Source organism: Bacillus mexicanus (genome assembly GCF_050445615.1).
Lineage (GTDB): Bacteria > Bacillota > Bacilli > Bacillales > Bacillaceae > Bacillus > Bacillus mexicanus.
In genome coordinates this window covers 452,868-478,992 of the sequence record NZ_JBCEYV010000001.1, presented here as the reverse complement: position 1 = coordinate 478,992, position 26,125 = coordinate 452,868, and the positions used below count along the sequence as shown (strand labels likewise).

Below are 26,125 nucleotides of genomic sequence, written 5' to 3'. Positions count from 1 at the left end.
ACATGCTTTTTTCACTCGACAGCCTGAGAGGTCTATCTTTCATTCACACGTTTTTTACTGTGTTTTTGATACTTTGCTTTCAAGTGAAATAGGTTTTTCTGTTTTCGTTCTTCTAATCTTTACAGATATACCTACTAGAATGACCGCCATCGTTGTAAAGATTCCCATGGTTAATAAGATCGTATCTTGATTTAAACTCCATCCAATTAAGAAAGAGATGATCGCTCCCCCGAAACTTGCCGAAGCAATAAATAAACTTGTAACTTCGTCAACGTACTTCTGAATAATGATTGAGGCCAGTGTTAAAGCAATCGGAAATATGCCCGCTATGCTTAAGCCAATCAAAAATGTACCGCCCAATTGAAGGATTGGGTTACTTAAATAAGAGAAAGCGATTAACAAAACAATTAAACTACTACAACTAAATAGGAGGTACTTGGAAAAATCCAGCTTTCTGCTTACTACACCAATCAGTATTCTTCCTATGATGATCCCTACCCAGAAGAAGGAGACACTTATAAGGCTAATTTGTTCATTGTCTTGGTTGATCATGATGGAAGGTAGAAAGTTGGCGAAATTTGTTTCTATCCCTGCATATAGGAAAGCGAAAAACACAAAAAAGCCTAACTGCTTTGATTTTTTTCTGTCTCCAATAAAATATTGAAAGGCCCCTGTGTCTGGCAATGATACTTGCTGGTTAGCATTTTTAGCGCACTTGCGATTCTTGGATAAGAAAAGGAACCATCCTGCTAATAGGACGAACAAAAAGGTGAATATGCAGTAATACGGTACATACCAGTTATCGATATCGATGAAGGAATTAACTAATAATGGAAAAGATAAAGCACCTACTCCGAAGAGGACCTCCAACTTACTCATTTTTTCTGCATTACTTGTGAAATTAGCAATCACAAAGGAACCAACTGTCGTTTCCAACGTACCTGCTCCATACCCTAAGAGAAAAGCCATGACCACAATATAGTACCAATCCTTAGTGAGAAAAAAGATGCTTAACGCCGCGAGCATGATTGTCAAAGCTAAAGTAAGTGTCCTAAAGTGACTGTATTTCTTAATCATTAACGGTGCGATTAATACTCCGCTTAGGAATCCCGTAAACTGAAAGAAAATGATGACTGAAATATCATCTGTTGTCTTATGAAAAGATTCTAATAGAAATGGTGTCAAACTCCCTGTTGATATATGGATAATGCCTACTGTAAAAAAGAAAGCATAGCCAAATAAATATGTTCCTCTTATCATTCAATACACCCCTAGATGAAAAAGCAGGAAAATAAATTCCTGCTTTTTTAGTAACTTGCCTCTTCGAATGAATTGGCTGCTAAACAGACATTTTTTGAAGGTTGCTGTCTTTCTCAAAGAACATTTCTAATACTTCCTGAGATCTAAATCCATCGTTAAAAGATGGGATCTCCACCCAATCTTTCTGAGTTGATTCAATCCAATTGACTAACTCACTTCTAAAAGAATCAGCCCACCCATAAAATTCGTTTGGCGGATCGTTTAACAGGCTTTGCGGTACTGGACAATCTACCGCGCTTAAGCCATCTATGAGCTGGTAAACATGAGGATTACCTGTGTGGTATTTAAACTCTTTTTTGTGTCCAACTACCTCGATACTAAAACCACAGTCTTCAGGCACAGAACTTTTTGATGTGATAATATTTACAAATACCTTGTTCTTCAGTTGACCATAAATTTCTGCATAGTCATCTACAAGTACCTGTTTTTCCTCTTTTGTTTTTACATTTGTGTTCATCTTTGCCCTTACTGATTCTGGGATAAAATCACTCTCAAACAAATACCATACCATGTCGATAAGGTGGATACCGAGATCTCCCAATGAACCGCTAGTCTTCTTACTATTAGCGTCATCTCTCCAAGTAAAATTCTTACGTCTAATTGCACTATTTTTCTTAAAGTGTACTTTTATGGACAGTATGTTACCTAGTTCATGATTGATAATTAAGCTTTTTAAGATATTTACGTAAGGCAAATATCTATAATTAAATCCCATGCAAGCCCTTACGTCTAACCTTTCAGCTGTATCTTTCATTATGCTTGCTTCTTCAAGAGAAATCGCCATAGGCTTTTCACACAGCACATGCTTATGTTTTGCTAATGCTTGCAAGGCATGTTCTTTATGGCAAAAGTTTGGAGATGCTACAATCAAACCTTCTGAGTCATCAATGAGTTCATCTGCACTTTCATATGCCTTCCCGCCGAACGTTTTAACAAAGCTTTTCGCATGTTGTTGACTTATGTCATACACCCCTGCTAACTCTGCATTTTTTATTGTAGATAAAGCTGTAGCATGCGCTCTGGCAATACCGCCTGCACCTATGATCCCAATCTTCTTCATATCTATTTCCTCCTCATGATCCAATTAATTTTTTCAAAGTATTCGTAATCCCTTTTGAGTACTCACTATTAGATATAAGGTGGTGCAAGTTTTTGGCTTCTTGTGTCGCATTCTTTAGAAGGTATCCATTCCCTACTGTCTGTAACATACGAACATCATTGCCGCTATCTCCAAATGCGATCGCTTTTTCGGCATGTAGGTTGTGTTTCTCTAACATAAACTTTACAATTTCGTGTTTTCCTGTTCCCATGGGTATAAAATCTACATCATAGCTGCCCTCTGGATCACCAGCTAAGGGATTGCATCGATTGATATTAACTGAAACTCCGTATTCCTCGCAGATCTTTTCAATTGCTAACAGGTTTTTCTTATCGTTTATTTCATCTTGTTCCTGATAATAAAAATTATGCTTATACCGTGACTTTCCTAATTGCGTTTGAGGATCCAAAGAAATGTTATGACTTTCGTGTAATTGTTTCACAATTATGTCAATCTTTTTTTTACTAAACTCTTCATTTATACGACTGTTCCACTCATGATCCTGCTGTCCGAAGTTATGCTCTGAAAAGTACGTAATTTCTGTTCCAAGATCACTAGCTATAAAATGGGGGAAATATCTGAATTTACCCTGTCCCATTTTGTCAAGAACAGACTCTATACTGCTCCCGGTAACCCATCCGATCAGCAGTTCCCCGTCTTTGCTTTTTTGTTCTAGATAGTCTTCGAGTTCATATATATCTTCTTGCTTCTGTTCATCGATTGTATGCGGAAAATATGTTTCATCAAAATCACAAAAAACAATATACTTAGGATGTTCGACCGTGGGTAACGTTTTATACTCCAATTTCTTGCTTAATAACATCAAACAGTCCCTCCATTACTCTGTCCTGTTCTTCTAACGTAAATGACGGATATAAAGGCAAATGCAGCACCTGACTATGAGCCTTTTCCGTATGAATCAATTGGAGTTTTGCATACTTGTCCTGTACTAAAGGTGTTTTTTGCATATGAGACAGTATTGGGTAATATATATCTGTTTGAACACCATAATCTTCACTTAATTTCGTCATGATATCTGTTCTATCTTCTGCTCTTACCTTAATAGGAAACAGATGCCACACATGATCTTCACTTAATTCTGGCAATTCAATAAAGCCTTTATTCTGTAATTCTGCTAATTGAGTAATGTATCTATCCGCCAAAAAGAGTCTTTTGAAATTGTTTAATGAAAGATACTTCATTCTCTCTAAACCAATTGCTGCCTGTAAATTGTCCATTTTTGAATTAAATCCAAAATTGATGGTTTTTTTATTTTTCTCATTTACTTCAAAACCATGATAACTAAATTGAATGCATTTTTTAGCGAGTTCTTCATTATCAGTTGCTATCGCCCCAGCTTTGCCACATACACCAAAATTCTTGTATGGATTAAAGCTTAATGTCGTTACATCTGCATACTTTCCTAAGTCTGTCAATCCAATTCCTTGGCAAGCATCATCAATGACTTTCAAATTATAATGATTTGCTATTTGACGAATAGGCTTCATTTCGGAATGTTTTCCATATAAATGTACAGGCAGAATAAATTTTGTATGAGAAGTTATAGCTCCCTCAATTTTGTCAGGATCGATGCAGAATGTTTGCGGGTTAATATCTACATAGACAGGGACGCCTCCCACAGCTAACACAGCATTTTCAGTAGCCGAAAAGCTATTAGCCGGCATGATAACTTCATCCCCCGGCTTTAACCCTAAAGCTAATAATCCTATCATAATAGCATCCGTTCCGCTGCTAGTTGCAATTACATACCTTTTATGTAAATATGTAGATAAAGTTTTTTCAAATTGATTTAAATAGGGACCACTCGTGAATTTTCCAGTCGGCAACACTTTAGTTAACGTATTTAAGATATCATTCACTTCATCATTGGTTATTAACCGATCTACAGGCATAAAAGGGACTTTACTTATTTCACGATTTTTTTGATAGTTGAAAAGGTCTTTTTCAATATCTGTATTTTCTTTTAATACTTGTCTCCATCGGTCGTTTGCAATACTGTCTTCAATAACAAGTTCTTTTCCTTGCGCGGCACCTTTTAAGTGTTTCAGCAGTAACATGTTTTCTTGACTTTTACCTGTAACCTTAACCTGTTTTTGCATGAACAGTACCTCCATTGATTTGTGATTCAAAAAATTTGTTACAAATTTATCCTAATTTCTGAAACCGATAACATGTCAATAACTTTTTTAAGGAAGGGAAAATATGCCTACAATTGATGAAATAGCAAAATTGTGCAAAGTGTCTAAAACAACAGTATCAAGAGTATTGAATAATCATCCTTATGTATCGAAAGAAAAAAGAGATATGATCTTAAAGACGATTAACGAACTTGACTACACTCCCAATTATTTAGCACGGAATTTCAGGAGAAATAAGACACAAACGATAGCTTTATCAGTTCCAAGTATCGACCATCCATTTTTCACTCAATTGATAAAAGGAGTTTCCCATGAAGCCCTTTCTAAGAATTACAAGGTCATTGTTTTTCAGACCTTTTATGACCGACAGACAGAGCTAGATCAATTAGAGTTATTGAAACACAAGGAAGTTGATGGTATTATTCTTGGAACTTTAGAAAACGAATGGGATAAGATAGCTCCTTTCTTAAAGTATGGGCCTATCCTATTATGTAATGAATATCATCACTCAGCGGACATCACGATCATTGGGTATGATGAATTTGAAGCCGCATACACAGGGGTTGTACATTTAATCGAAAGAGGACATACAAAAATTGGATTTTGTTTTGATACGCCATATAGCGAAGCTCAACGTCAGAGGAAAGAGGGTTACTTGAAAGCGCTGCAAGATTACAATTTACATCATAAAAACGAATGGATATTCGGCGAATTGTTTAATATCGAGGATGGCTTTCGTGTTTTTAATAAGATAAAAGATTTAAAGGACAGACCCTCAGCCATATTTACAGGAAATGATCAAGTCGCCGCAGGGATGATTAAACAGGCGATAACAAATGGCTTTCGTGTTCCAGAAGACTTAGCTGTCATTGGTTTTGACAACCAACTGATTTGCCAAGCAGTTACTCCGACTATAACAACGATTGATATTCCCATCATAGAATTAGGTCAACAGGCTGTGTTGAAAATCATCGAGAATATTTCGGACAACACTGCTTTAAACAGAAGAATTATTAAACTGCCAACGAAACTTATTATCAGAGAATCAACTTAACTATAGATGTTCACTTCTCTTTTCAATCAGGAAGCTGTATTTCGGAATTCTCATAAATGGTCTGATTTCTTCGTCTTTCATTTCGTCTTCTGGCTGTATCATTTCAAATCTAACTCTTTTTCCACATTTCTTAAGGGACACTTTAGAATATAAAAAGGCATTGGAACCATTTATGAAAGCGTTAAGAATTCAGGTATTGCTTTAGCAAATTAAAAGATGACGAAAATGCATCAAGCTGGATCTGCTTAAACAGTTTCGCTTCGGCTAGAGTGGCCGCATAATCAAAAAATCCTTCAAACGTTCTCATTGAACGAAAGAAGGATTTTTTTATGCTCACGAATGATGCTGCAAAACAGACGCAGACATATAAAAAACACTTTGACAGTCAATATTAATGATTTGAACCCATCATCTATTAAGAAAGCTGTGTATATTTATCTTTTTTGCATCTCATGCCTGAGCACTGGATGTCTCGCTGCTTTTGTCTCATCCATTCTTTTTACTATCGTTGTATGCGGTGCCTCCTGGACGAGTTCCGGTGTCTTCTCCGCTTCACTTGCAATTTGAATCATAGCGTCGATAAACGCGTCCAGCGTTTCCTTTGATTCCGTCTCAGTCGGCTCAATCATGATGCATTCTTCAACATTTAGCGGGAAATATATTGTAGGCGGATGATAGCCAAAATCCAGCAGCCGTTTAGCAATATCGAGCGTCCGCACTCCCAGCTTTTTCTGCCGCTTCCCTGACAATACAAATTCATGCTTACAATGGCGGTCATACGGAAGATCGTAATAAGGCGCAAGCTTTCTCATCATATAGTTGGCATTTAACACTGCGTTCTCAGTAACAGCCTTTAACCCGTCAGGCCCCATGGAGCGGATGTATGCATACGCTCTGACATTGATGCCGAAGTTCCCGTAATATGGCTTCACGCGGCCGATCGAATGAGGGCGGTCATCATCAAATGTAAAGCGCCCTTCTTTTTTGATTAAAACTGGTTTTGGCAAATAAGGAATCATGTCTTTTTTGACGCCGACAGGGCCAGAACCCGGACCTCCGCCTCCATGGGGTCCGGTGAATGTTTTATGCAAGTTAAGATGCACTACATCAAAACCCATATCTCCCGGTCTAGCTTTGCTTAAAACGGCATTTAAATTCGCGCCGTCATAGTACAGCTTCCCTCCCGCTTGGTGAACAATATCCGCCATCTCGGTGATCTGTTCCTCAAACAAGCCGAGCGTATTCGGATTCGTCAGCATAAGAGCCGCAGTTTCTTCATTCACTGCTCTTTTTAAATCCTCCAGATCGACAAGCCCATTTTCATTTGATTTCACCATTATGGTTTCAAAGCCTGCTACTGTCGCTGAAGCAGGATTCGTCCCGTGCGCAGAATCAGGAACAATGACCTTCGTCCGCTTGAAATCGCCGCGCGCTTCATGATAGGCGCGGATCATCATCAGTCCAGTCCATTCGCCGTGCGCTCCGGCAGCGGGCTGAAGCGTGACCTCATCCATGCCTGTCATTTCCTCAAGGTGCTTGCTTAAATCATACAAAAGCTCTAAAGCGCCTTGCACCGTTTCCTCATCTTGTAAAGGATGAATCGCCGCAAATCCGGGAATTCGTGCGATTTTTTCATTTAGTTTCGGATTGTATTTCATGGTGCAGGAACCGAGCGGGTAAAAGCCGGAATCCACCCCGTGATTACGTTTGGACAGCGCTGTATAATGGCGCATAATATCCAGCTCAGACACCTCCGGGAGCTCTGCATCCTCGTCACGAATATAGGTGTCTGTCAATAGATCCTCCAATTCGATTTCCGGTACATCGAGCTCCGGCAGACTGTAGCCGATACGGCCTTCTCTGGAAAGCTCAAAAATAAGTGCCTGATCTTGGTTACTCATGGCGATCCCCCAATTCCTGAATGAGTGCGTCAATTTCTTCTTTTGTTCTCAGCTCCGTGACAGCAATCAGCATATGACAGTCCAGCTCTGGATACGTCAGGCCAAGATCATATCCGCCGATGATGCCTTTTGCCAGCAAACGCTGGTTCACAGCTTTTACCAGTTCATTCAGTTTAATGACAAATTCATTAAACATCGGTCCGTCAAACATAACGGTGAGACCCGCTTTTTTTGCTTCTTGCTTGGCATAGCTGGCTTTCAGAAGATTTTGGCGGGCGATTTCTTTTACCCCGTTTTTTCCGAGTGCCGTCATGGCCACTGAAGCCGCCAGCGCATTTAAAGCTTGGTTGGAGCATATGTTTGATGTCGCTTTATCCCGGCGGATGTGCTGCTCTCTGGCTTGTAAGGTAAGCACAAATCCCCTTTTTCCATTTTCGTCTTCCGTTTGTCCGACGAGACGGCCAGGCACCTTTCTCATCAATTTTTTAGTGACGGCAAAAAAACCGCAATGCGGGCCGCCATATGCTGAAGGAATCCCGAAAGGCTGTGCATCGCCAATGACGATATCAGCCTGAAACTTGCCCGGCGGCGTGAGGAGGCCCAGCGCAAGCGGGTTGGCTGACACAATAAACATGGATTTCCCTTGGTGAGCGATGGGCTCAATCTCTTTTAACGGCTCAACCCGTCCGAAAAAGTTAGGGTACTGAACAATCACTGCCGCTGTATCCTCGCAAACATTTTGGCGCAAAGCATCAAGATCGGTAACACCATCTATAGAGGGGATTTCAACGACTTCAATATACTGACCTTTTGCGTATGTTTTCAGCACTTCTCTCGATTCAGGGTGCACGGTTTTTGACACGACGATTTTTTTCTTTTTCGTATGGCCTGAAGCAAGCATAGCCGCTTCTGCCAAGGCTGTTCCTCCATCATACATAGAGGAGTTGGCGATATCCATTCCTGTCAGTTCACAGATCATTGTTTGGAATTCGAAAATGGCCTGAAGCTCCCCTTGTGAGATTTCCGGCTGGTAAGGCGTATACGCCGTATAAAACTCAGAGCGTGAAATGACATGATCCACAATGACAGGCTGATAGTGATCATACACACCTGCTCCTAAAAAAGACGCGTGCTCCAGGGTATCACGATTTTTAGAGGCCAGCTTTGTCAGCTCTTTTGTTAACTCCGTTTCTGATTTCGCTTTTTTCATTTGATACTCTTTTTTATATCTGACGTTTTCCGGTATATCGGCAAATAAATCATCGATGCTGCCTACACCGATAGCGGCAAGCATTTCCTGTTTATCCTTTTCAGTTGCGGGCAAATAACGATGCTTCATGTGTTGACTCCTCTCTCCAAGAAAAAATATTAGCGTTTATAAAATGGTGTTTTGACAACCTTTGCTTGCACTAATTTTTTGCGGATCTCCACCTCTACAATAGTCCCGATTTCACTCGCTTTTGCAGCAACTAGGGCAAGGCCGACGTTTTTCCCTAATGTCGGTGACTGTGTGCCTGTTGTCACCTTTCCAACGGAATTACCATCATGGAACACTTCATACCCGTGCCGCGGTATCCCTTTTTCAATCATTTCGAGGCCGACAAGCTTTCGCTTCGCTCCATTTTCTTTTTGTTCACTCAATACCGACTTGCCGAAAAAGTCAGACTCTTTTTTGTGCTTTACAGCAAAGCCTATACCTGCTTCAATCGGTGTAATATCCCGGGTCATCTCCTGGCCGTAAAGCGGGAGCTTCGCTTCAAATCGGAGCGTATCACGTGCGCCGAGACCGCATGGAATTAATTCGTACACTTCTCCGGCACCCATGATTTCTTCCCAAATATAAACGGCATCATCAGCGCGGCAGTAAATTTCAAACCCATCCTCACCCGTATAACCGGTCCGCGAAATAAGCGCTTTACAGCCGCTGATATCAGCATCATCGATAAATGCAAACGGCTTTAATGCAGATAGATTTGCAGATGTCAGCGTTTTTAAAATAGCTTCTGCTTTTGGCCCTTGCAGAGCCAAGAGCGCAATTTCATCTGACTGATTGTCAATCCGCACATCACCTGCCGCATGTTCTTCCATCCACTTCAGGTCTTTCTCTATATTAGAAGCATTAACGACGAGCAGATAGCGGCTTGCTCCTTTTTGATAGACAAGTAAATCATCGACGGTCCCGCCATCTGGATAACACATCGCCGTGTATAACGCACGGCCTGGCGTCAGCAAGGAAACATCATTGGTCATCAGCTTTTGCAAAAAAGGCAGACTGTCGTTTCCTGACACTTCGATTTCTCCCATATGTGAAACATCAAACAGCCCGGCCGCAGTACGAACAGCCTTGTGCTCCTTTTTGATAGAAGAAAATTGAACAGGAAGATCCCAGCCCCCAAAATCAATCGTTTTCCCTCCATATTCTTTGTACAGTTCAAATAACGGCGTTCTTTTCAGCATTGGATTCCTCCTCTTTTTCAACGGCGCAGCTAAAAATAGATACAAAAAAGGACAGAGAAACACCTCATGTAAAATGAAGGTTCTCTGTCCTGGCACCTGAAAGTTTACTTTGCATACACAAAGACGTCCCCTTTGGTGGCTTGCATATCCGCAAACACTCTCCAGAGTTGCGTCGAGCAAGAGTTCTTTTGCCTGAGAGATTCACTTTCACAGTTTGCTCCTTCGGCGCCTGTATCCCGAGGTTTTCGGCCAGGTCTCTCCCCTTGCTGTCATTCGCTCATATTTTCATGCTGTTATGGACATACTATAGCAATATCTTACATTCAATACATACTCATATCCTACCACCATCACGATATGCCGGGCAACAGCAATTTGGGCAGATTTTTCTTCAATGTTCATTTTAAGAATCGAAGAATAAGAAAGGCGGTTTCAAAGTATGGACGCAGACATAATCTATGATGCAAAATGGCCTGAAGAATTCGCGAACAGGCTGAAAAACGACGGCCCGTGGGCGAACTGGGAACTGTACAAGCTATCTGCAGAAATCCAACAAACATTAGCCGTTCCTGAATTTGAAGGCTTGCGGGCCCCTTTATATTTGCCTTCCTTTACACCGCTCCCTCACCAGCTTGAGGTTGCACAAAAAGTAGTTGAAAAAATGAACGGGAAAGCGATTTTAGCAGATGAGGTCGGTCTCGGGAAAACAGTTGAAGCCGGACTGATTTTAAAAGAATATATGATTCGCGGTTTAGCCAAAAAAATATTGATCCTCGTGCCTGCCTCCCTAGTGTCTCAATGGGTCAAAGAGCTTCAGGAAAAATTTTTGATCCCGGCTGTTGAACAAAAGAAAAGCTATGTGTGGGAGCAATACGATGTTGTCGTCTCATCAATCGACACCGCAAAGCGCTCGCCCCACCGTGAAATTGTGCTGTCAATCCCATATGATCTCGTCATTATTGATGAGGCGCACAAATTAAAAAACAGCAGAACGAAGAACTATGAATTTGTCCGGAATCTCGTCAAGAAATATTGCCTGCTTCTAACCGCGACGCCCATTCAAAACCGCATCGAAGAAATTTTTAATTTGGTTTCCTTGTTAAAGCCTGGCCATTTAGGCAGCCAGAATCATTTTCAGGAAGAGTTCGCCAAGAAAAAATCCAGTTTGGAAGCACATGAGCATTTAAAAGATCTTGTAAATAAAGTCATGATCCGCAACAGGCGGCATGACACCGGACTGAATTGGAAACAGCGGCATGTTGAAACAGTGCCGATTGAATTTTCTCCATCAGAGCAGGCGCTTTACGATGAGATTTCCCGCTTGAAGGAAGGGATCAACAAACCGGCCAGCATGTTCTCCATTATGACCCTGCAAAGAGAATGCTGTTCGAGCAGAGAGGCTGTGTATATGACGCTGAAGAAAATGCTTGATCAAAAAGAAAAACAAGCACCAGCCATCGATGAGCACACCATTTCGGTTTTAATAGAGCGCATCAATCAAGTGACACAAAATTCCAAAGCACTTCAAGTGGTTGAACTGATCAAAAAGATTGACGATAAGGTCATCATATTTACAGAATACCGGGCCACCCAAATTTACCTGCAATGGTTTCTTCAGCAAAATGGCATTAGTTCTGTGCCATTCAGAGGCGGATTTAAACGCGGGAAAAAAGACTGGATGAAAGATCTTTTTCGCGGAAAGGTCCAAGTACTGATTGCAACTGAAGCAGGCGGTGAAGGAATCAATCTGCAATTTTGCAATCACATGATCAACTATGACCTGCCATGGAACCCGATGCGCCTTGAGCAGAGAATCGGAAGAATTCACAGGCTTGGTCAGGAACGAGATGTACACATTTACAACATGGCAACAAAACATACGGTGGAAGAACATATTTTAAAGCTTCTATATGAAAAAATTCATTTGTTTGAAAATGTGGTCGGCGAACTTGATGATATTTTAACAAAAATTCAAGTGAACAATTTTGAAGAGCACCTGCACGATATTTTGTGTCATTCAGCAACAGAAGAAGAAATGAAAATAAAAATGGACAACTTAACCTCATTTTTGTCAAATCAGCAGCCAGCTGAAAAAAGAGGATCCTAGCCTGTAAGGAGGTTTTAAAGTGAGACAGCAAGAGGTTCACGATTTCCTGCTTCGTTTTTTTCGGGCAAACAGCTGCCAAATCGCCGAGCAAGGTCCAGGATATATGACAGTGCAGCTTACAGTTGAAATGGATAAACAGATCATGAATCGCCCTTTCTACTGGCACTGGCGCGAGAAGACAGGCGGCGACCCGAATCCCATGAAAATCACTTTTATTACAGATAAAGAAACCGCTCCAAAAGACCTAGACGGTGAATTTATTTATTTTGGAGCGCCGCGTCTTTTTCAAATATTTAATGCTGTTAAACAAAATGGGAGATTTACCAAAATGTATGAGAAAATTGAAACAGCCGGAGCTAAAGTTCCACTTCAGCCCTGGCTTGGTATAAATGTTACGATTTCATACCAGTCCGACATGAAAAAAGATAAGCTATTATCACTAGGTCTTCACCTAGTCTCTGGAACCATAATTGAAAAATTTCAAAGCAAGCTGACACAGCTGCTGCTGACATCTCAAATATGCGATTATTGCTTTACCATATCGCCTATGATTAAACCAGAAAGCGGACTGAAGCGGATGGAAAACTATATTGCCAAATCTGCTATGCAGGAACCGTCAGACTGGGCAGAGCAGGCGGTAAGCAGATGGAGAAATGATATGACATTGCTTGATAAGTTTTATGAGCATATAGAAGAAAAACCAGAAGAGTATCATCTAGAAAAACAGGCGCTGAAAGCCTTATACCAACCAAAGATATCAGTTGTCATTGAAAATGGCGGATTATTTTATCTGCAAAATAATATGTCAGTCTAACTTTTTTTACCATTCGACATCATTCTCGTTTTTTTTGAAAAAATGCGATTATAATAAAGGTATATCAGAAAAAAATCCTGGCAATTTAGATGGCAAATGACTTCCAGAGACCAATGAAGGTATGCAATAAGTCATGGCCGGACTGGCTGAAATACATAAACAAGTATTTTAGGAGGAGAAACTGCATGAAAAATGCAAAACAAGAGTACTTCGAACTAGATAAAGAATGGGTTGAATTAATGATGCAAGCAAAAGAAGCAAATATCAGCCCCGAAGAAATACGAAAATATTTACTTTTAAACAAAAAGTCTGCTCATCCTAGTCCGGCAGTCAGAAGTCATACCGTAAATCCTTTCTGAATGTGCTATAATATCACAAGGAAGGTGATGACATTGATTGGCCAGCGTATTAAACAATACCGTAAGGAAAAAGGCTACTCACTATCGGAACTAGCTGAAAAAGCTGGGGTAGCGAAGTCTTATTTAAGCTCAATAGAACGAAATCTACAAACGAACCCCTCCATTCAATTTCTCGAAAAAGTCTCCGCTGTTCTGGACGTCTCGGTTCATACTTTGCTCGATGAGAAACATGAAACCGAATACGATGGTCAATTAGATAGTGAATGGGAGAAATTGGTTCGCGATGCAATGACATCCGGGGTATCGAAAAAACAATTTCGTGAATTTTTAGATTATCAAAAGTGGAAAAAGTCCCAAAAAGAGGAGTAGTGCCTGAGCAGAGGCGCTAACTCCTCTTTTGTCAATAAACACAGAAACAGCCCAGTATATGGTATACCGGGCCGTCTCTTTTTTATTGCTGTTATTCAATTTTTATCCTCACTGTGCGCCTTTTCATTTTCCTCCACGTAACCGTCTTTATCCGTATGTTCCTTTTTAATTGTCAAACCATTCCATTGTGTCGCTTCAAACGAGAAGTGAAGCTGAATAGAGTTGCCTTGGTATTTATTTTGAACCATTAGCCCTTTTTCATCTTTTGTTTTGTCATCTTTGAATTTGATCTCCATTTTAACCTGATCGAAATCAGTCGGTGTTTTTGGAACACCATCGTATTCAGGAGCGGTTTTACCATCAATTGTTGCTACATTGACTTTACCGCTTGCATGTAAGAACTTAGGATCAATTTGTTTTTTGATTTTTTCAACAGCCGCTGTATCATTCTTAGCGGACATCAAATACAAGTCTTTTAGATTGGCATCATCTAAAATAATATTTTTCGGGTATCCATTTCCGCCCTCTTTTCCAACTGTCAATAAGGTCACTTCAAACTGACTGAGAAAATCTTCTGCAGATGTATTGCTGCCCCCGTTTGCTTTAAATTCACCATAATTCAGTGCCATTAACACCTCTTTGATCGCAAGAGAGCCGTTATTTTCAAATTGGAAGTCCTTTGTCAATTTGTCTCCCGGCTTAAGATTTGACAGGTTAACATTCGCTGAATTTTCTTTAGCAGATAAATCAAGCTTTCCTGATGCAAAAGCAGCATCCGTTGATTTAATGTCGTTAAATGCTGCCCAAGTTCCTCCTCCAACTAAAGCCAATCCTAGTGCCGCAGAAGCAACTCCTAAACTCAATTTCTTTTTCATATTCATGGCAAGCTCCCCTTTTATTGAATGATATAATATAGAAACCTGTTGCCAGGTTTACAACGATGTTAAGTGGACACGGTGCTGTCCTTTTCCTCTGTTTCCAAAGCTTTTGTCTTTCTTTCAACCTCTCTGATGGCATTGCTGATTGTCACGAAAGCGTACACCAGCAGCATCACACCGGGAACAATCAGTAAAACAGCAGTTCCAATCGGCTGACTGGCGAAATAGAGCATATAACCGGCATAAGGAAGCTGAAAGCCTGTATATTGCGCGCGAACATTTTCGTCCGGTACAAGCGCTGAATCAGCTGCGGCGTTATTGTCTCCTTTTGTTTTAAATAACAAATGGTCTCCTTGCTTTGTCATATCAATAATTCTGTGGGTGACCGCCGTATTTGCATTCTGCATAAATGTAATGACGTCACCCTTTTGAAGTTCCTTTACATCAGTAATTTCTTTGACCAATATTAAGGAACCCGTGTTGAACTCCGGCTCCATTGAACCTGACATAACTGATTTCAGCGTGTATCCAAATATCGCCGGCTCCCCCCCGGATGAACGCGTTGATATCACGACAAGTGTCAACACAATAATGAGAGTTAAGATAACCACATAGAGAATATTATTGATTAGCCTCATTGCTTTTTTCATCCTCTTCCCCGCCTTCCTTTTGAATTGATTGGATTTCTGTTTTTTCTGTTGCAGTTTCATGAGTTGACTCTTCTTCCTTTTCTTGTAAATCCTTTTGCGCTGTATCTTTCTCCTTTTTAACGGAAGACTTCAGTTCTTTTTTCGGAACTGTCGCTTTTTCATCGCACTTTGCAAGCGTCATAGGCTCCGACCACTCAAAAGTACTGCCGCTTGCCGGATAACCAACAGGTTTATATACTTTAAATGCATAAATGCCGGGTTTCATTTTTCTCTTTGTCTCAATTTTATAAAGATCGCTCGTTTGTTTGGAAACGTACCCTTTTTCGATCACGTTCCCATTCTTTAATGGTTTGCGGGCGTTTTCCAGCTTATGAAGCTCCCAACTCCACTTTGATTTCCTAAGTTTCTGCCCTGTATTTTTGAGCTCAGCAAACAAAGAAATTGGTGAGCATACAGTGCCGTTGGTATCCGTTTGATTAGACAGGTGCAAATCACTGCGATCCCAGCGCTTATCAAAATCGCAGTCTTTATCTGTATGCTGAAAGTCTGTACACGTTTGAAGCGGAAACTCAATCGTTTCAATATCATGAAAAGCAGCACTTGTATTACCCGAAAGCTGTAAACATATCGAGGCAGTCAGACTGACAATAACTGAAAGCTGAAACATAAGCCGTACTATCAGTTTTGTCTTCGTCTTTTGCTGAATGCGAGACAATTGAAACATATCGTACCTCCTATAAAACCCTGTCACCAAATATGACAATCGTTCTTTTTAAAGAACTAATAAATAGAGTATAATCAATATTTTGTCGATTGAAAACCACCAAAATCATTCATTTTGTTCTCTAAAAAGAATTTTTTCTCCATATTTCAATATCTTGCTCAGGATTGCTCATCTTTTTACTTTTTGAAATTTCTGGAATTATTATCCGCAAAATTAAATGTATAGTCAAATATGAGTTGGCTATCATAAAAAAGAAAGGGTGACAGCATGATGATCAAACGATGTGTAATTTGCCTTTCTTTTCTCATTTTTGGCCACACTGCCGCTCACGCCCACGCAGAAGAAACACCGCTTGTAACCGTGCGTCACATGTCAAAATGGGAAGAGCTAGCAGTTAAAGAAGCAAAAAAAAGATACCCGCTCGCACAGGTACTGTTCAAACAAAAAGTATGGGATCGCAAAAGAAAAGATGAGGCAGTAAAGCAATACCATTTAACCCTGAAGGAAGGATCAAAGGAATTCGGCATTTTTGTCACAATTTCATTCGATCCCTATAGCCAAAAGGTCAATAAAATTGCCATATTAGAAGAATATCAATAAGGTCCTCCATTTTTGAAGGACCTTATTCGTTATATCTGTGATTATTTTTTTCGCTTCAGCCACATTCTGAAACCATAAGGAAAAATACCGAACCACTGCTGTGAAGCGGGCGTTTTCGTTTCTTTCCGCACCTCTTTTCGTTCTTTTCGCTCATCTCTCGGAGTATCTATATATTTGACAAATTGCTGTGTCATATATTTGACATAATCATTCGATTTCATGTGATCACCTCATCATTCAATTATTATGAAGTGTTGGCTCACCTGACTTTTTTTATACCATTTACTCTTCTTTATTCTGTCCAGCTCAGCAATTTTTTCTGTTTTTGATGAAAAACGATCCGGGCATTTCTTTCTGCCCCAGACTGTGTGATTGCTCTTAAGCTGATTTCTTTTTGTCCGTTTGCCGATGTATCGTAAATACGATAAGAAACTTGTCCATACGGAAATTCTTGGGATCCTTTTCGGCCTTTCCTCTGCTCAATAACATGCCGAATTGACAGAAGAGCACCGTTTTGAAGCAAATTCTCTCCCGTGTAAAACTCTTTTGTCTCCTTTTCAAACAAGCAGTGTGAAACATATTGAGAAGCAGTAAAATTCACCATCAGCAGTACAAGCGCGGAAACAAAAAGAACAGTTGGATAAATAAACCCTTTCGAGCAGTACATTTATCCTCCTCCTAAAGTTGTGTAAACCGGAAAAGCAGTTTGATACACTTTATCTTGCTTACTCTTAATTTCCAGCAACACAACACCCTTCTTAATATCAGCTTTCATGTCTGTAATATGATCTAGAATGGGAACATGTCCTTTCCCATCTACCCTTTTTCTTATCATTGAGTGATAAGTCTCAAAACGGATGTCTTGCCCGGAAGCATTGGTGCAGATCAGTACGCTTCCACGCCCGGCTGTCTTGACTGCTTGAGATTGCTTACACTCGTTCATCATCTGTTCCATCGAAATCAGCCATTCCTGCTGTAAAAATTCGTCGTGTGCCTGCTGCCATGACAAAAACAGATGAAAGATGGCAGCTAACGATCCCGATATAAGCAAAAAGACGGAAAGTGAAAATAATACGTTAAGAAGCGTATAACCAGTCTGAGCGCAGAATGCTGAAGCAAAAGTTTTTTTCTTTATAAGCTTCTCCCGTAATGCATACGTTTTGATACTCCCCCTCCTCCTCCCAGTTTAGCGTATAGTTATTGTTGTTCTTTGAAACCTTTTTTGTCTCAGTTTCTTCACCAGTCATCATATATTGGCTAATGCTTTCATTCATTATCTGGTAACCAATTTCTCGAGATTCTGCCAAATTTTCAGCAGCTATCAGCTCGTTCCACAAGGGAACAACTGTCAGCAGCAGAAACAGCCACAAACTTAATGCAGACATTGTTTCTATTGTAGAAAAGCCTTTATTTTCTCTCCACATTGACTCTCCCGCTCCCTAAATAAACTGTTATGTCATAAGCGGTGTTCCCTTTCACTCGTATTTTTCCGCCTGCATTTGGGTGCCCTTTCTCATTAAAATCCAAATGGTCTTTTAATGTCTGCGGTTTTATAGAAAGTCCCGTAGCATACGGCCGTTCAATAACCGTATCACCTATGACTAATTGATATTCGTTTTGCTGAAAGAGAATTTTTGTTCTTTGTTGTCTGGATATTGCAGCCTGTTGTGCAAGCATCATATCGTTTTTCAGCTGCCATGCTGCCTGCTGGACGGCTGTGTTTCCATAAACAGGAGGAAGTGTAGTAAATACAGCAATCAAGAGGATAGAAGCGAGGCTCAGCACAAGCAAATTTTCTAAAAGGGTAAATCCTTCCTCATTTAATTTAATGTTCAACCTTAACTTCTCCGCCAGTAATGATAATGTGCTTCCCATTTGGACAAACTGCATCCTTTTTCACATATCCCTCTGATTGTAAATCAGCAAGACTCGGTGTCTGTCCTTCATGATCAAGTTCAAATGCAGTCATTTGTGCCTTAATCATGTTTTGCAAACCTTCACAGCCCTTTTTTTGAATGGTTTGATTATGTTTCGTGACGTTCGGTATCGTTATTAAAAGCAAGATCGAAATAATGAATAGCACAATTAACATTTCAACAAGTGTAAATCCTTTCTCATTCATCAGCCTCTTCCTTTCACATTTGATTCATCATCTGATACATTGGCAAAAGCATTGATAAATACACAAGTAAGATCATCGCTGCCACAAACCCATAAATCATAGGCTGAAGGATGCCAGTCCACTTTTGCACCTTGTATTCCAGACGCTGCAATATGAACTGGCTGTATGTGAAAAGCTCTCGATCAAGGCGGCCGCTCAGCTGTCCGTGAGAGATGACTTTTGAAAAATCAGTTTCATAAAAAGGACTGCTGCCAATAGCGACTTCAATTGATTCACCAGCTTTCAGCCGTTCAATTACTTGTTCAGCCTCGCAGCGGTAGAAAGGGAGAAACGTTTGATGTTTAAATGCGTTAAGACTGTCATAAATTGAGAGACCTGATTGTAAAAGACTGCCTAGCTGCAAAGAAATAAAGTAGCTGTTAAACAGCCTGACAAGGTTTCCTATCAAAGGCATTCTCACACAAATAAGCATTTGCCCGGCAGGCGATTTTTTCTTAAACACAAACCAATAATAAAGCCCGACACCCGCTGCAAAAAAAGCAAATAAAATGAGAAAAAAATCGATATGTTGAAAAAAAGCAAAAAGCATGTCAGTCGAACGTGTGGTTTCCATATTCATTGATTGATAAATACCGGAAAACTGAGGAATGATAACAGCCTGCAGCATATAAAACATGGCAGCCACTGTGAAGATGAGAAAAAGCGGATATCTCAGCACCCTTTTCAGTTGGTCTGCCTGTGTCATTTTTCGTTCCAGCAGCTCGCCGCTCTGGATCATGGAAGCAGGCAATTCACCATGTGTTTCAGCAAAAAAACAAATACCTATAGCTTCCTTATGAAATGACAGCCTTTTTAATACTAGATAAAACGGAGCTCCTTCCCTCAGCTGTAACATTGCGTCAGTCAAATCTGAAACCTGCCTCTTATTCAGCTGGAGTTCCATCAGGCGTAATGCATCTAACATCGTATAACCGCCCGCCATCATTTCCCCAAGCCGCTTTAATAACTGGGCTTGATCCTTTAACGGCCAGGTTTTTCTAATCTGTCTCATGATAAACCCACCGGTCATAATTGTTTGTTGTCAAGTAGCCAAGCGCAATTCCTTTTCTGATAATTTGACGCAATGTTTGATATTGATAATTTGCATGATGTCCTTTGGCCTCCTGCATGCATTGCTGAAGATTTTGACCATAAAGCAGCTCATAAACGCTCGCTCTCCTGGTTTTTCGTAACTGGCGGCAATACACTGATGAACATCTGTCTTCACAAAACGGGCAAGCCAAATCAACTAGACGCTGAGCAGCAATGGCAATGACAGTCTGTTCGATTTCATTCATGTTGATGCCGAATTCAAGAAGCCTGTAAATCGCCCCCTTCGCATCTCTCGTATGAAGGCTTGTCAGTACCAGATGACCGGTCATCGCTGCCCGCACCGCAATTTTTGCTGTTTCTGCGTCTCTAATCTCACCTAAAATAATCATATCCGGGTCATGGCGCAAAATCGCCTTTAGCCCTGCGGAATATGTCACACCGGCTTTTTCATTCACCTGCACCTGAAGAACATCCTCATCCCTTGTTTCAACAGGGTCCTCCAGTGTGACAATATTTCGATTAAAGTGTTTTTTTGCATATTGAACAAGAGAGTATAGGGTAGTGGTCTTTCCTGAACCAGTCGGACCGGTAAAAATGAGCATACCGTGTGAATGTTTTAAAAATGAGAGTAAGGTCGCACCTGCCTTCGGAAATAATGATAGTTTATCAATTGAAGGGATATTGTATTGAGGCATCACTCTGATCACGAGGCTTTCTTCATTAATTGTGGGAAGCGTTGACATTCTTAAATGAACATTGCCCTCTTCTAACTTTAATGTAAGCGAACCATTTTGCGGTTTTCGTCTTTCTCCGATATCCATCGCTGAGAGAAATTTGAAATGTGAAATCAACCTTATACTTTCTTCTTTTTTCATATTTCTTTTTTTCAACAAAGCTTGATCAACCCGAAAATGAATGATGGCGTCCCGCTCTCTCGGCACAATGTGTATGTCAGAAGCCTTTGTTACATATGCCTCTTCAATCAAGGTTCTGCTGATCTTTTCTATTGAATCCAATTTGATTCCCTCTCCTTTCAATGCGTATTGTAGAAAAAAACGAACCTGTAATCAAACCGGGAAAAAGTGATTTTCTGCGATATTTTATTTCCAAAAAGCAACTTCTGCTGACAGAAAACAATGTTTTAACTAAGGCACCTTATTGATTTCGCTATTTTTCCAATAAAAAAGCAGGCATGATTGATCATCATGCCTGCTTCATTTCATCTTACAATATAATGAAACACCCTACAGTTTCCACTTTTTTCGATTTTTTTTATTCTTGTGCTCCTGCAGCATATCTCCTGTCCAGCCCTTTTTCCTCAAATAGAGGTAGATCAGAATAGTAGAAATAATAATCATTATGAGAGAATAGAGATACCCGTATTTCAAATCCAGCTCAGGCATTACTGAAAAGTTCATTCCCCAGAGGGCACCGAGTGCTGTCATCGGTGTAAAAAGCGTTGTGAAGATCGTCAGCGCTTTTACAATCTCATTTCCTCTGTGAGAGGTAATTACTTCTTCTGAATGCAGCAGCGTGTTAAGCTCTCCTTCAAATTCATTGATGTATGTAAACCCTCTGTCAATTTTCAGATGTATCCGCCGATAATCTTTTCCTTCGTTTTGAGGCAAAAAGGTTTCTTTCAACGCCATTTCAATTTTCTTGACATTTAGGATTAATTTTTTCCAAACCATCAGATCATGACGCAGAAGATGGACGCGGTTCAAAATACTTTTACTATTGTCATCTTTGATTTGCCATCTGAGTTTTCTCAGATTCACCTCAAATTCATCAATACCAATTAGGTACGCATTCATTAATTCACCGAGAAGAACCAAAAATCCCTCTATGGCATCGCCTGTCCTTTCCATTTGTTGGATGACTTCTCTTCCCTTAATCCCTTTCAAAATTGAAAAATCAAAGTTAATGGTAAAAAAATAGTCTCTCGTGATATAAAAATGAAAAACGGTATGGTCTTGTTCCTGATCAAGTCCCTGATCATATACGATCGAGCCAAATACCGCTTCATTATCTGCCTCAGTCGTGTCTACGCGTAAAAAATTAATATGCTGATTATTTTCAAACCACTTTTCACATTGAGGCCAATGAGAAAAATGGATTAGATCTCTTGCCTGATCTCTTGCCTGAGGTCCCATTTGGTACCAGAACCAATCCTTTCCCGTATGTACTTTCATGTTAAGCTCCTCCACATTTTTGTTCTTTTATTCTTTAATTGCCCAAGAACAGCTTCATTAAACCAGTTAGACGCCGCAAATTTATGTTTTGCGAGTATTTTCCGGTGGTATGGAATGTAGAAAGACAGAAAGACATCGGAAAAGGGAGGTGCATGCCTTCCTTGGAGAAGGCAGTTATTTTGGAATTTATTAATTTATTAGCAGTCGCTATTCTCATTTTATTAACAGGATTTTTTGTTGCCGTAGAATTTTCAATCGTAAAGGTGCGGCGATCCAGAATTGATCAGCTTGTCGCAAAAGGGAAGAAAGGTGCTAAAGCGGCAAAGCATGTCATCACTCATCTTGATGAGTATTTATCAGCCTGCCAGCTGGGTATCACAGTTGCGGCTTTGGGCCTAGGCTGGCTTGGAGAACCAACTGTACAAACTCTGCTTCGGCCGCTTTTTCATAAAGCAGGCTTAAATGAATCGCTTACCCATCTTCTTTCACTTGTTATCGCCTTTTTATTGGTGACGTATTTCAATGTCGTCATCGGAGAGCTGGCGCCGAAGAGTTTCGCCATTCAAAAAGCAGAGAGCATTACATTGATGCTCGCCAAACCGCTTATTTGGTTTTACAAGATTATGTTTCCATTCATTTGGCTGCTGAACCACTCTGCCCGGTTGATTACAGGGGCATTTGGACTAAAACCTGCATCAGAGCATGAGCTGGCGTATACGGAGGAAGAGCTGCGGGTCCTTTTGGCTGAAAGCTATAAAAGCGGTGAAATCAGAAAAAGCGAATTAAAATACATGAATAATATCTTCACCTTTGATAAACGAATGGCAAAAGAAATTATGGTGCCGCGAAATGAAATGGTCAGTTTGTCACTTGATGAAGAATCCATTTCAAGTCTGCAGGAAACAGTGAAGCAAACGAAGTACACACGATATCCCATTGTCAGAGAGGATAAAGATAATGTCATTGGCGTAATCAATATGAAAGAAGTATTATTTGCAATGCTGTCGAAAGATTTTTCACTTCAAAAGCAGCAAATTGAACCTTTCATTCAGCCTGTTATCCACGTGATTGAGACAATTCCGATTTATAAATTGCTGCCGAAAATGCAAAAGGAACGCACTCATATGGCAATCCTCATTGATGAATATGGCGGGACATCCGGTTTGGTTACTGTCGAAGATATTGTCGAGGAAATTGTAGGAGAAATCCGCGATGAATTTGATACAGATGAAGTACCCCCTATCCGGGAGCTTGGAAAAGATCACTTTTTATTAAATGCAAAGTTATTAATCAGCGATGTAAACAGCCTGCTTGGAATTGCTTTACCAGACGAGGAAGTGGACACTTTAGGCGGCTGGTTTCTGACACAAAATATAGATGCGGAACCTGAAAGTGTCATTGAATATGGCGGCTACTCGTTCAAGGTAAAAGACATCGACAGCCATCACATTTTATTTATAGAGGTAAAAAAAGCTGAATAGCCCTTCGAAGGCTGTTCAGCTTTTTTATTTCATAGCATCAATACTCTTCTATCTTAAATCCTTTATTAGCCAGAGCTTTAACAAGATTTCGCTCCGTTTTCACATTTGAAAAATCCAGTCCAAGCTTCACCACAGTTTGAGCAATTTCTGGTCTGATTCCTGAAATAATCGTCTCAATTCCGAGCAGTCTGGTGCTGTCAATCACTTTAAATATTTGATAAGCCACCATTGTATCAACGATGGGAACACCCGAAATATCTAAAAATAAATATGAGAGCTTTAGCGCTGAACACTGGTGCAGTACAGACTCCAAAATGGTCCTTGCTCTGTACGTATCAATTTCACCGACAAGCGGCAGAATCCCTATCCCGTCAGAAATCGGCATAATAGGCGCGCTCAATTCATTAATCATTTCCTTTTGCGCGTTTAATTGGATCATGGTGACTTGGTGATATTCTTCTGTAAACACTTCGATGATTTCATCAATGGTTTGATTCAAAATCTTGCTCCATTCACACATGTCCTGAATGCTGATTTCTTGAGAAGAGGCTTCGCTGAATTTCTGCAGCCATTCAAACATGATGTGCCTGAAGGCGTTAAACTGGCCGACACTTTCTGTTACAGTAACTTCATGAACGGCACGGTCTCTGGCGCATTGAAGAGACCATCGGTTGAGCTCATCCTTTACGTTTTCTGCATTTCTCAGGGATTTTGCCACGATGGTCACTAATGATTCATGCTGGTCTTTTAGCTTTTGTTCTAATCTTTGCTGATCTTTAACGGAATGCCAGCTTCCTTTTGACGTGCAGGTTTTCAGCCATTGTTCCAAAATGTCTTCTTTGTGCTCTGTTACGTGCTGATCAAGAGCTATCATCTTAATGAGCTACCCCCTGTTTTTTTAAAAAATATATCCCACATGTATAACGCCTCTGCCTCTACACATACTATGTTTATATTCAATGGGCTATAGCCAAGCGGTAAGGCAATGGACTTTGACTCCGTGATCGTTGGTTCGAATCCAGCTAGCCCAGTTTCTGAACAGGTGAAAAACCGAAGATAAGCTGATTCGGATAAATCAGCGGATCTTCGGTTTTTCATCATGCAGATTGATGAACCGTTTTCTTCTTTGATAGTTTCAACAGTTCTCCCGGATTATAACCAATCACCAGTTTTTTATTGTCTACAATAATCGGACGTCTCAAAAGCTTAGGCTTTTCAACTAAAAGTTCCAGCACCTCATTTACCGTCATCTCTTCAATGTTTAAGTTCAAATTTTTGAACGTCTGGCTTCTTGTCGCTAAGATTTCATCAATACCTTCTGTCGTTAGAGATAAAATGTATTTTAATTCTTCTACTGTCGGGGTTTCTCTGAATAAATGCCGTTCATTAAAATTAACTTGATGTGCTTTAAGCCAATGTTTTGTTTTCCGGCATGACGTGCAGCTTGGATATGAGTAAAAAATGATTTGTTCCATTTGTTTATTTCCTCCTCAGTTAACCATCTCTTTGTAGAATAACTACCCGGATCATTTTTTATTTAAACCATTTATAAAAGTTTTTTTGAATTATTTTTAAAAAATCATTCATATAATAGAAATATAAATTCCATTTGTATATAAAGTAATGAAAATGTTTACATTTTTAGATGCGATCTATTATAATAACAATCAGAGGGACTCTCGGGAGGGGATAAAAATGAATCGCATGTTCCGGGTGTTAGGATTTTGGACAGGAATTTTTGCAGTCATGTTTTATTTGGGTGATATGAAAGATGCTTCCCTTTTATTTTTTGGACAGACGATTTTATTTGTATTCCTATCGTATTTGAACTTAACTGAACGCATGTATATTTATATTTTTGGCGCCTATTTAACGATTTTCTTCGCCGGCTTTACATATTACTCGATTTTTATTATGGTGCCCGGCGGCGGAGGCCATTAAATGCAAAAAGAGACAAACCGATAAGGTTTGTCTCTTTTTTATAGTGAAAAGCCATTTAAAAATGGATTTTGATCCTGCTCGGTCTGCACGTCTGTTTCAGCGCCATGCCCGCTTAACACCAGCGTGTGCTCCGGCAGTGTAAGCAGTTTTTCATGAATTGACCTCAGCAATGTCTCTTGATCGCCGCCTATTAAATCCGTACGCCCTATACCGCCTTGAAATAAGACATCTCCAGAGATCACCAAGTCTGCATCCTTCACATAGTAAGAAACACTGCCTGGCGAATGCCCCGGTGTAAATAATGTTTCCAAATGAAACGGCCCGATATTCAGCTCACCGTCGCCTTCAATCAGATGATCTGCAGGTTTAGCTGTGACTTCTATCCCCCGAAGTATACCGGAGCCATTTAAAGAGGCATCTGTAAGCCAATTCTTTTCATTTTGATGCAGATAAACAGGGATATCCCATTTCCCCCTCACTTCATCAAGTGCTCCTATATGGTCAAAATGGGCATGGGTAAGCAAAATGGCTAAAGGTGTCAGCCCTTTTTCTTTTATGTATTGATTGATTTTATTTCCTTCGCCGCCTGGATCAAAGATCAGGCATTGATCATCATTGATAAGAAAATATGCGTTCGCTTGAATCGGTCCTACTGGCATTCGTCTCCATTTCACTTGTATCACCTCTTTCTTTTTATGCTCCTATTATGAAGGTTTTTGAAAAAAGATTCAATCAATCTCAATGAAAACGCTATCGACAAACCTTTAAAAAGCAGGTAAAATGAAACTGGAAAGAATTGCAGGTTT

The 26,125-nt window shown here is 40.1% G+C and carries 30 protein-coding genes, 1 tRNA gene and 1 riboswitch; of the genes, 9 read left to right on the top strand and 22 right to left on the bottom strand.

Translation table 11 applies throughout. The annotated features are described in order from the left end of the window. Positions 1–54 precede the first annotated feature (54 nt). The 4 genes from AAGG74_RS02605 to ntdA form a co-directional block, all read right to left on the bottom strand. Positions 55–1,260 carry an MFS transporter gene (locus AAGG74_RS02605; RefSeq protein WP_429674447.1) on the bottom strand — a complete coding sequence of 402 codons (1,206 nt, stop codon included), beginning with the start codon at positions 1,258–1,260 and terminating at the stop codon, positions 55–57. A gap of 79 nt (positions 1,261–1,339) precedes the next feature. After that, positions 1,340–2,380: a glucose-6-phosphate 3-dehydrogenase NdtC gene (gene ntdC / locus AAGG74_RS02600; RefSeq protein WP_225493748.1), complete on the bottom strand. Its 1,041-nt coding sequence runs from the start codon at positions 2,378–2,380 to the stop codon at positions 1,340–1,342. 13 nt (positions 2,381–2,393) lie between these two features. Next, a complete protein-coding gene (locus AAGG74_RS02595) occupies positions 2,394–3,242 on the bottom strand; it encodes an HAD-IIB family hydrolase (RefSeq protein WP_429674446.1) in 849 nt (282 codons plus the stop codon). After that, on the bottom strand, positions 3,214–4,539 hold the full coding sequence (gene ntdA / locus AAGG74_RS02590) for a 3-dehydro-glucose-6-phosphate--glutamate transaminase (protein ID WP_429674445.1): 1,326 nt from the start codon (positions 4,537–4,539) through the stop codon (positions 3,214–3,216). Before ntdA ends, AAGG74_RS02595 begins: the two co-directional genes overlap by 29 nt. Positions 4,540–4,642: 103 nt before the next feature. Between ntdA and ntdR the strand changes: the two genes are divergently transcribed. Next, on the top strand, positions 4,643–5,632 hold the full coding sequence (gene ntdR, locus AAGG74_RS02585) for an NTD biosynthesis operon transcriptional regulator NtdR (RefSeq protein WP_429674444.1): 990 nt from the start codon (positions 4,643–4,645) through the stop codon (positions 5,630–5,632). Positions 5,633–6,066: 434 nt separating this feature from the next. Here ntdR and gcvPB read toward each other — a convergent pair whose 3' ends face one another. From gcvPB to gcvT, 3 genes are read right to left on the bottom strand one after another with little or no spacing between them, the layout of a single operon-like run. Then, positions 6,067–7,533, bottom strand: a complete 1,467-nt coding sequence (gene gcvPB, locus AAGG74_RS02580) for an aminomethyl-transferring glycine dehydrogenase subunit GcvPB (protein ID WP_429674443.1) — start codon at positions 7,531–7,533, stop codon at positions 6,067–6,069. Beyond that, a complete protein-coding gene (gene gcvPA / locus AAGG74_RS02575; protein WP_429674442.1) occupies positions 7,526–8,872 on the bottom strand; it encodes an aminomethyl-transferring glycine dehydrogenase subunit GcvPA in 1,347 nt (448 codons plus the stop codon). Before gcvPA ends, gcvPB begins: the two co-directional genes overlap by 8 nt. Positions 8,873–8,901: 29 nt before the next feature. Next, positions 8,902–9,990 carry a glycine cleavage system aminomethyltransferase GcvT gene (gene gcvT / locus AAGG74_RS02570; RefSeq protein WP_429674441.1) on the bottom strand — a complete coding sequence of 363 codons (1,089 nt, stop codon included), beginning with the start codon at positions 9,988–9,990 and terminating at the stop codon, positions 8,902–8,904. A gap of 170 nt (positions 9,991–10,160) precedes the next feature. Further along, positions 10,161–10,263, bottom strand: a riboswitch (glycine riboswitch). Positions 10,264–10,429: 166 nt separating this feature from the next. Between gcvT and AAGG74_RS02565 the strand changes: the two genes are divergently transcribed. The 4 genes from AAGG74_RS02565 to sinR all read left to right on the top strand — a co-directional run bounded on the left by AAGG74_RS02565 (position 10,430) and on the right by sinR (position 13,639). Then, positions 10,430–12,097, top strand: coding sequence for a DEAD/DEAH box helicase (locus AAGG74_RS02565; RefSeq protein WP_429674439.1), 1,668 nt, complete (start codon positions 10,430–10,432; stop codon positions 12,095–12,097). Positions 12,098–12,116: 19 nt separating this feature from the next. Continuing rightward, positions 12,117–12,911, top strand: coding sequence for a YqhG family protein (locus AAGG74_RS02560; RefSeq protein WP_225493742.1), 795 nt, complete (start codon positions 12,117–12,119; stop codon positions 12,909–12,911). A 185-nt stretch (positions 12,912–13,096) separates the two neighbouring features. Continuing rightward, positions 13,097–13,270: an anti-repressor SinI gene (sinI, locus tag AAGG74_RS02555; protein WP_162102435.1), complete on the top strand. Its 174-nt coding sequence runs from the start codon at positions 13,097–13,099 to the stop codon at positions 13,268–13,270. Positions 13,271–13,303: 33 nt separating this feature from the next. Further along, positions 13,304–13,639 carry a transcriptional regulator SinR gene (sinR, locus tag AAGG74_RS02550; protein WP_024715074.1) on the top strand — a complete coding sequence of 112 codons (336 nt, stop codon included), beginning with the start codon at positions 13,304–13,306 and terminating at the stop codon, positions 13,637–13,639. A gap of 95 nt (positions 13,640–13,734) precedes the next feature. On the opposite strand, the gene tasA is transcribed toward sinR, so the two are convergent. From tasA to tapA, 3 genes are all read right to left on the bottom strand, one after another. After that, positions 13,735–14,520: a biofilm matrix protein TasA gene (gene tasA, locus AAGG74_RS02545; RefSeq protein ID WP_162102434.1), complete on the bottom strand. Its 786-nt coding sequence runs from the start codon at positions 14,518–14,520 to the stop codon at positions 13,735–13,737. Positions 14,521–14,582: 62 nt separating this feature from the next. Continuing rightward, positions 14,583–15,155 (bottom strand): signal peptidase I SipW, encoded by a 573-nt coding sequence (gene sipW, locus AAGG74_RS02540; RefSeq protein ID WP_429675225.1) that lies wholly within the window; start codon positions 15,153–15,155, stop codon positions 14,583–14,585. Beyond that, the gene (gene tapA / locus AAGG74_RS02535) at positions 15,139–15,891 is read right to left on the bottom strand and encodes an amyloid fiber anchoring/assembly protein TapA (protein WP_162102433.1); all 753 of its coding nucleotides are present in this window, start codon (positions 15,889–15,891) and stop codon (positions 15,139–15,141) included. Before tapA ends, sipW begins: the two co-directional genes overlap by 17 nt. A gap of 267 nt (positions 15,892–16,158) precedes the next feature. Here tapA and AAGG74_RS02530 point away from each other — a divergent pair, with 267 nt between their 5' ends. After that, entirely contained in the window at positions 16,159–16,491 is a 333-nt protein-coding gene (locus tag AAGG74_RS02530; RefSeq protein ID WP_225493741.1) for a YqzG/YhdC family protein, read from the top strand. 41 nt (positions 16,492–16,532) lie between these two features. On the opposite strand, the gene AAGG74_RS02525 is transcribed toward AAGG74_RS02530, so the two are convergent. From AAGG74_RS02525 to AAGG74_RS02485, 9 genes are all read right to left on the bottom strand, one after another. Beyond that, entirely contained in the window at positions 16,533–16,712 is a 180-nt protein-coding gene (locus AAGG74_RS02525) for a YqzE family protein (protein ID WP_162102431.1), read from the bottom strand. Between the two features lie 71 nt (positions 16,713–16,783). Beyond that, entirely contained in the window at positions 16,784–17,158 is a 375-nt protein-coding gene (gene comGG, locus AAGG74_RS02520) for a competence type IV pilus minor pilin ComGG (protein ID WP_162102430.1), read from the bottom strand. Beyond that, complete coding sequence (gene comGF, locus AAGG74_RS02515; RefSeq protein ID WP_429674437.1) at positions 17,159–17,542, bottom strand: competence type IV pilus minor pilin ComGF; 384 nt, start codon at positions 17,540–17,542, stop codon at positions 17,159–17,161. Between the two features lie 25 nt (positions 17,543–17,567). Further along, positions 17,568–17,915 (bottom strand): competence type IV pilus minor pilin ComGE, encoded by a 348-nt coding sequence (gene comGE / locus AAGG74_RS02510; protein WP_162102428.1) that lies wholly within the window; start codon positions 17,913–17,915, stop codon positions 17,568–17,570. Continuing rightward, the gene (gene comGD / locus AAGG74_RS02505) at positions 17,899–18,327 is read right to left on the bottom strand and encodes a competence type IV pilus minor pilin ComGD (protein ID WP_429674436.1); all 429 of its coding nucleotides are present in this window, start codon (positions 18,325–18,327) and stop codon (positions 17,899–17,901) included. The genes comGE and comGD overlap by 17 nt, the downstream gene beginning before the upstream one ends. Next, positions 18,317–18,613 (bottom strand): comG operon protein ComGC, encoded by a 297-nt coding sequence (comGC, locus tag AAGG74_RS02500; RefSeq protein WP_014114400.1) that lies wholly within the window; start codon positions 18,611–18,613, stop codon positions 18,317–18,319. The genes comGD and comGC overlap by 11 nt, the downstream gene beginning before the upstream one ends. A gap of 13 nt (positions 18,614–18,626) precedes the next feature. Then, entirely contained in the window at positions 18,627–19,664 is a 1,038-nt protein-coding gene (gene comGB / locus AAGG74_RS02495) for a competence type IV pilus assembly protein ComGB (RefSeq protein WP_429674435.1), read from the bottom strand. Next, positions 19,651–20,721: a competence protein ComGA gene (comGA, locus tag AAGG74_RS02490; protein ID WP_162102425.1), complete on the bottom strand. Its 1,071-nt coding sequence runs from the start codon at positions 20,719–20,721 to the stop codon at positions 19,651–19,653. The genes comGB and comGA overlap by 14 nt, the downstream gene beginning before the upstream one ends. Before the next feature lie 228 nt (positions 20,722–20,949). After that, on the bottom strand, positions 20,950–21,897 hold the full coding sequence (locus tag AAGG74_RS02485) for a magnesium transporter CorA family protein (protein ID WP_429674433.1): 948 nt from the start codon (positions 21,895–21,897) through the stop codon (positions 20,950–20,952). Positions 21,898–22,049: 152 nt separating this feature from the next. On the opposite strand from AAGG74_RS02485, the gene AAGG74_RS02480 reads away from it, so the two are divergent. After that, on the top strand, positions 22,050–23,378 hold the full coding sequence (locus AAGG74_RS02480; RefSeq protein WP_162102809.1) for a hemolysin family protein: 1,329 nt from the start codon (positions 22,050–22,052) through the stop codon (positions 23,376–23,378). Positions 23,379–23,415: 37 nt separating this feature from the next. On the opposite strand, the gene AAGG74_RS02475 is transcribed toward AAGG74_RS02480, so the two are convergent. Beyond that, positions 23,416–24,252, bottom strand: coding sequence for an STAS domain-containing protein (locus AAGG74_RS02475; protein WP_162102423.1), 837 nt, complete (start codon positions 24,250–24,252; stop codon positions 23,416–23,418). Positions 24,253–24,338: 86 nt separating this feature from the next. On the opposite strand from AAGG74_RS02475, the gene AAGG74_RS02470 reads away from it, so the two are divergent. Beyond that, positions 24,339–24,409 (top strand) — tRNA-Gln (locus AAGG74_RS02470). Between the two features lie 66 nt (positions 24,410–24,475). Here the strand turns inward: AAGG74_RS02470 and AAGG74_RS02465 are convergent. Continuing rightward, positions 24,476–24,853 (bottom strand): Spx/MgsR family RNA polymerase-binding regulatory protein, encoded by a 378-nt coding sequence (locus AAGG74_RS02465; RefSeq protein ID WP_429674431.1) that lies wholly within the window; start codon positions 24,851–24,853, stop codon positions 24,476–24,478. Positions 24,854–25,073: 220 nt separating this feature from the next. Here AAGG74_RS02465 and AAGG74_RS02460 point away from each other — a divergent pair, with 220 nt between their 5' ends. After that, complete coding sequence (locus AAGG74_RS02460) at positions 25,074–25,319, top strand: DUF2626 domain-containing protein (RefSeq protein ID WP_003226300.1); 246 nt, start codon at positions 25,074–25,076, stop codon at positions 25,317–25,319. Positions 25,320–25,357: 38 nt separating this feature from the next. On the opposite strand, the gene AAGG74_RS02455 is transcribed toward AAGG74_RS02460, so the two are convergent. Beyond that, on the bottom strand, positions 25,358–25,993 hold the full coding sequence (locus AAGG74_RS02455; protein WP_162102421.1) for an MBL fold metallo-hydrolase: 636 nt from the start codon (positions 25,991–25,993) through the stop codon (positions 25,358–25,360). Positions 25,994–26,125 lie beyond the last annotated feature (132 nt).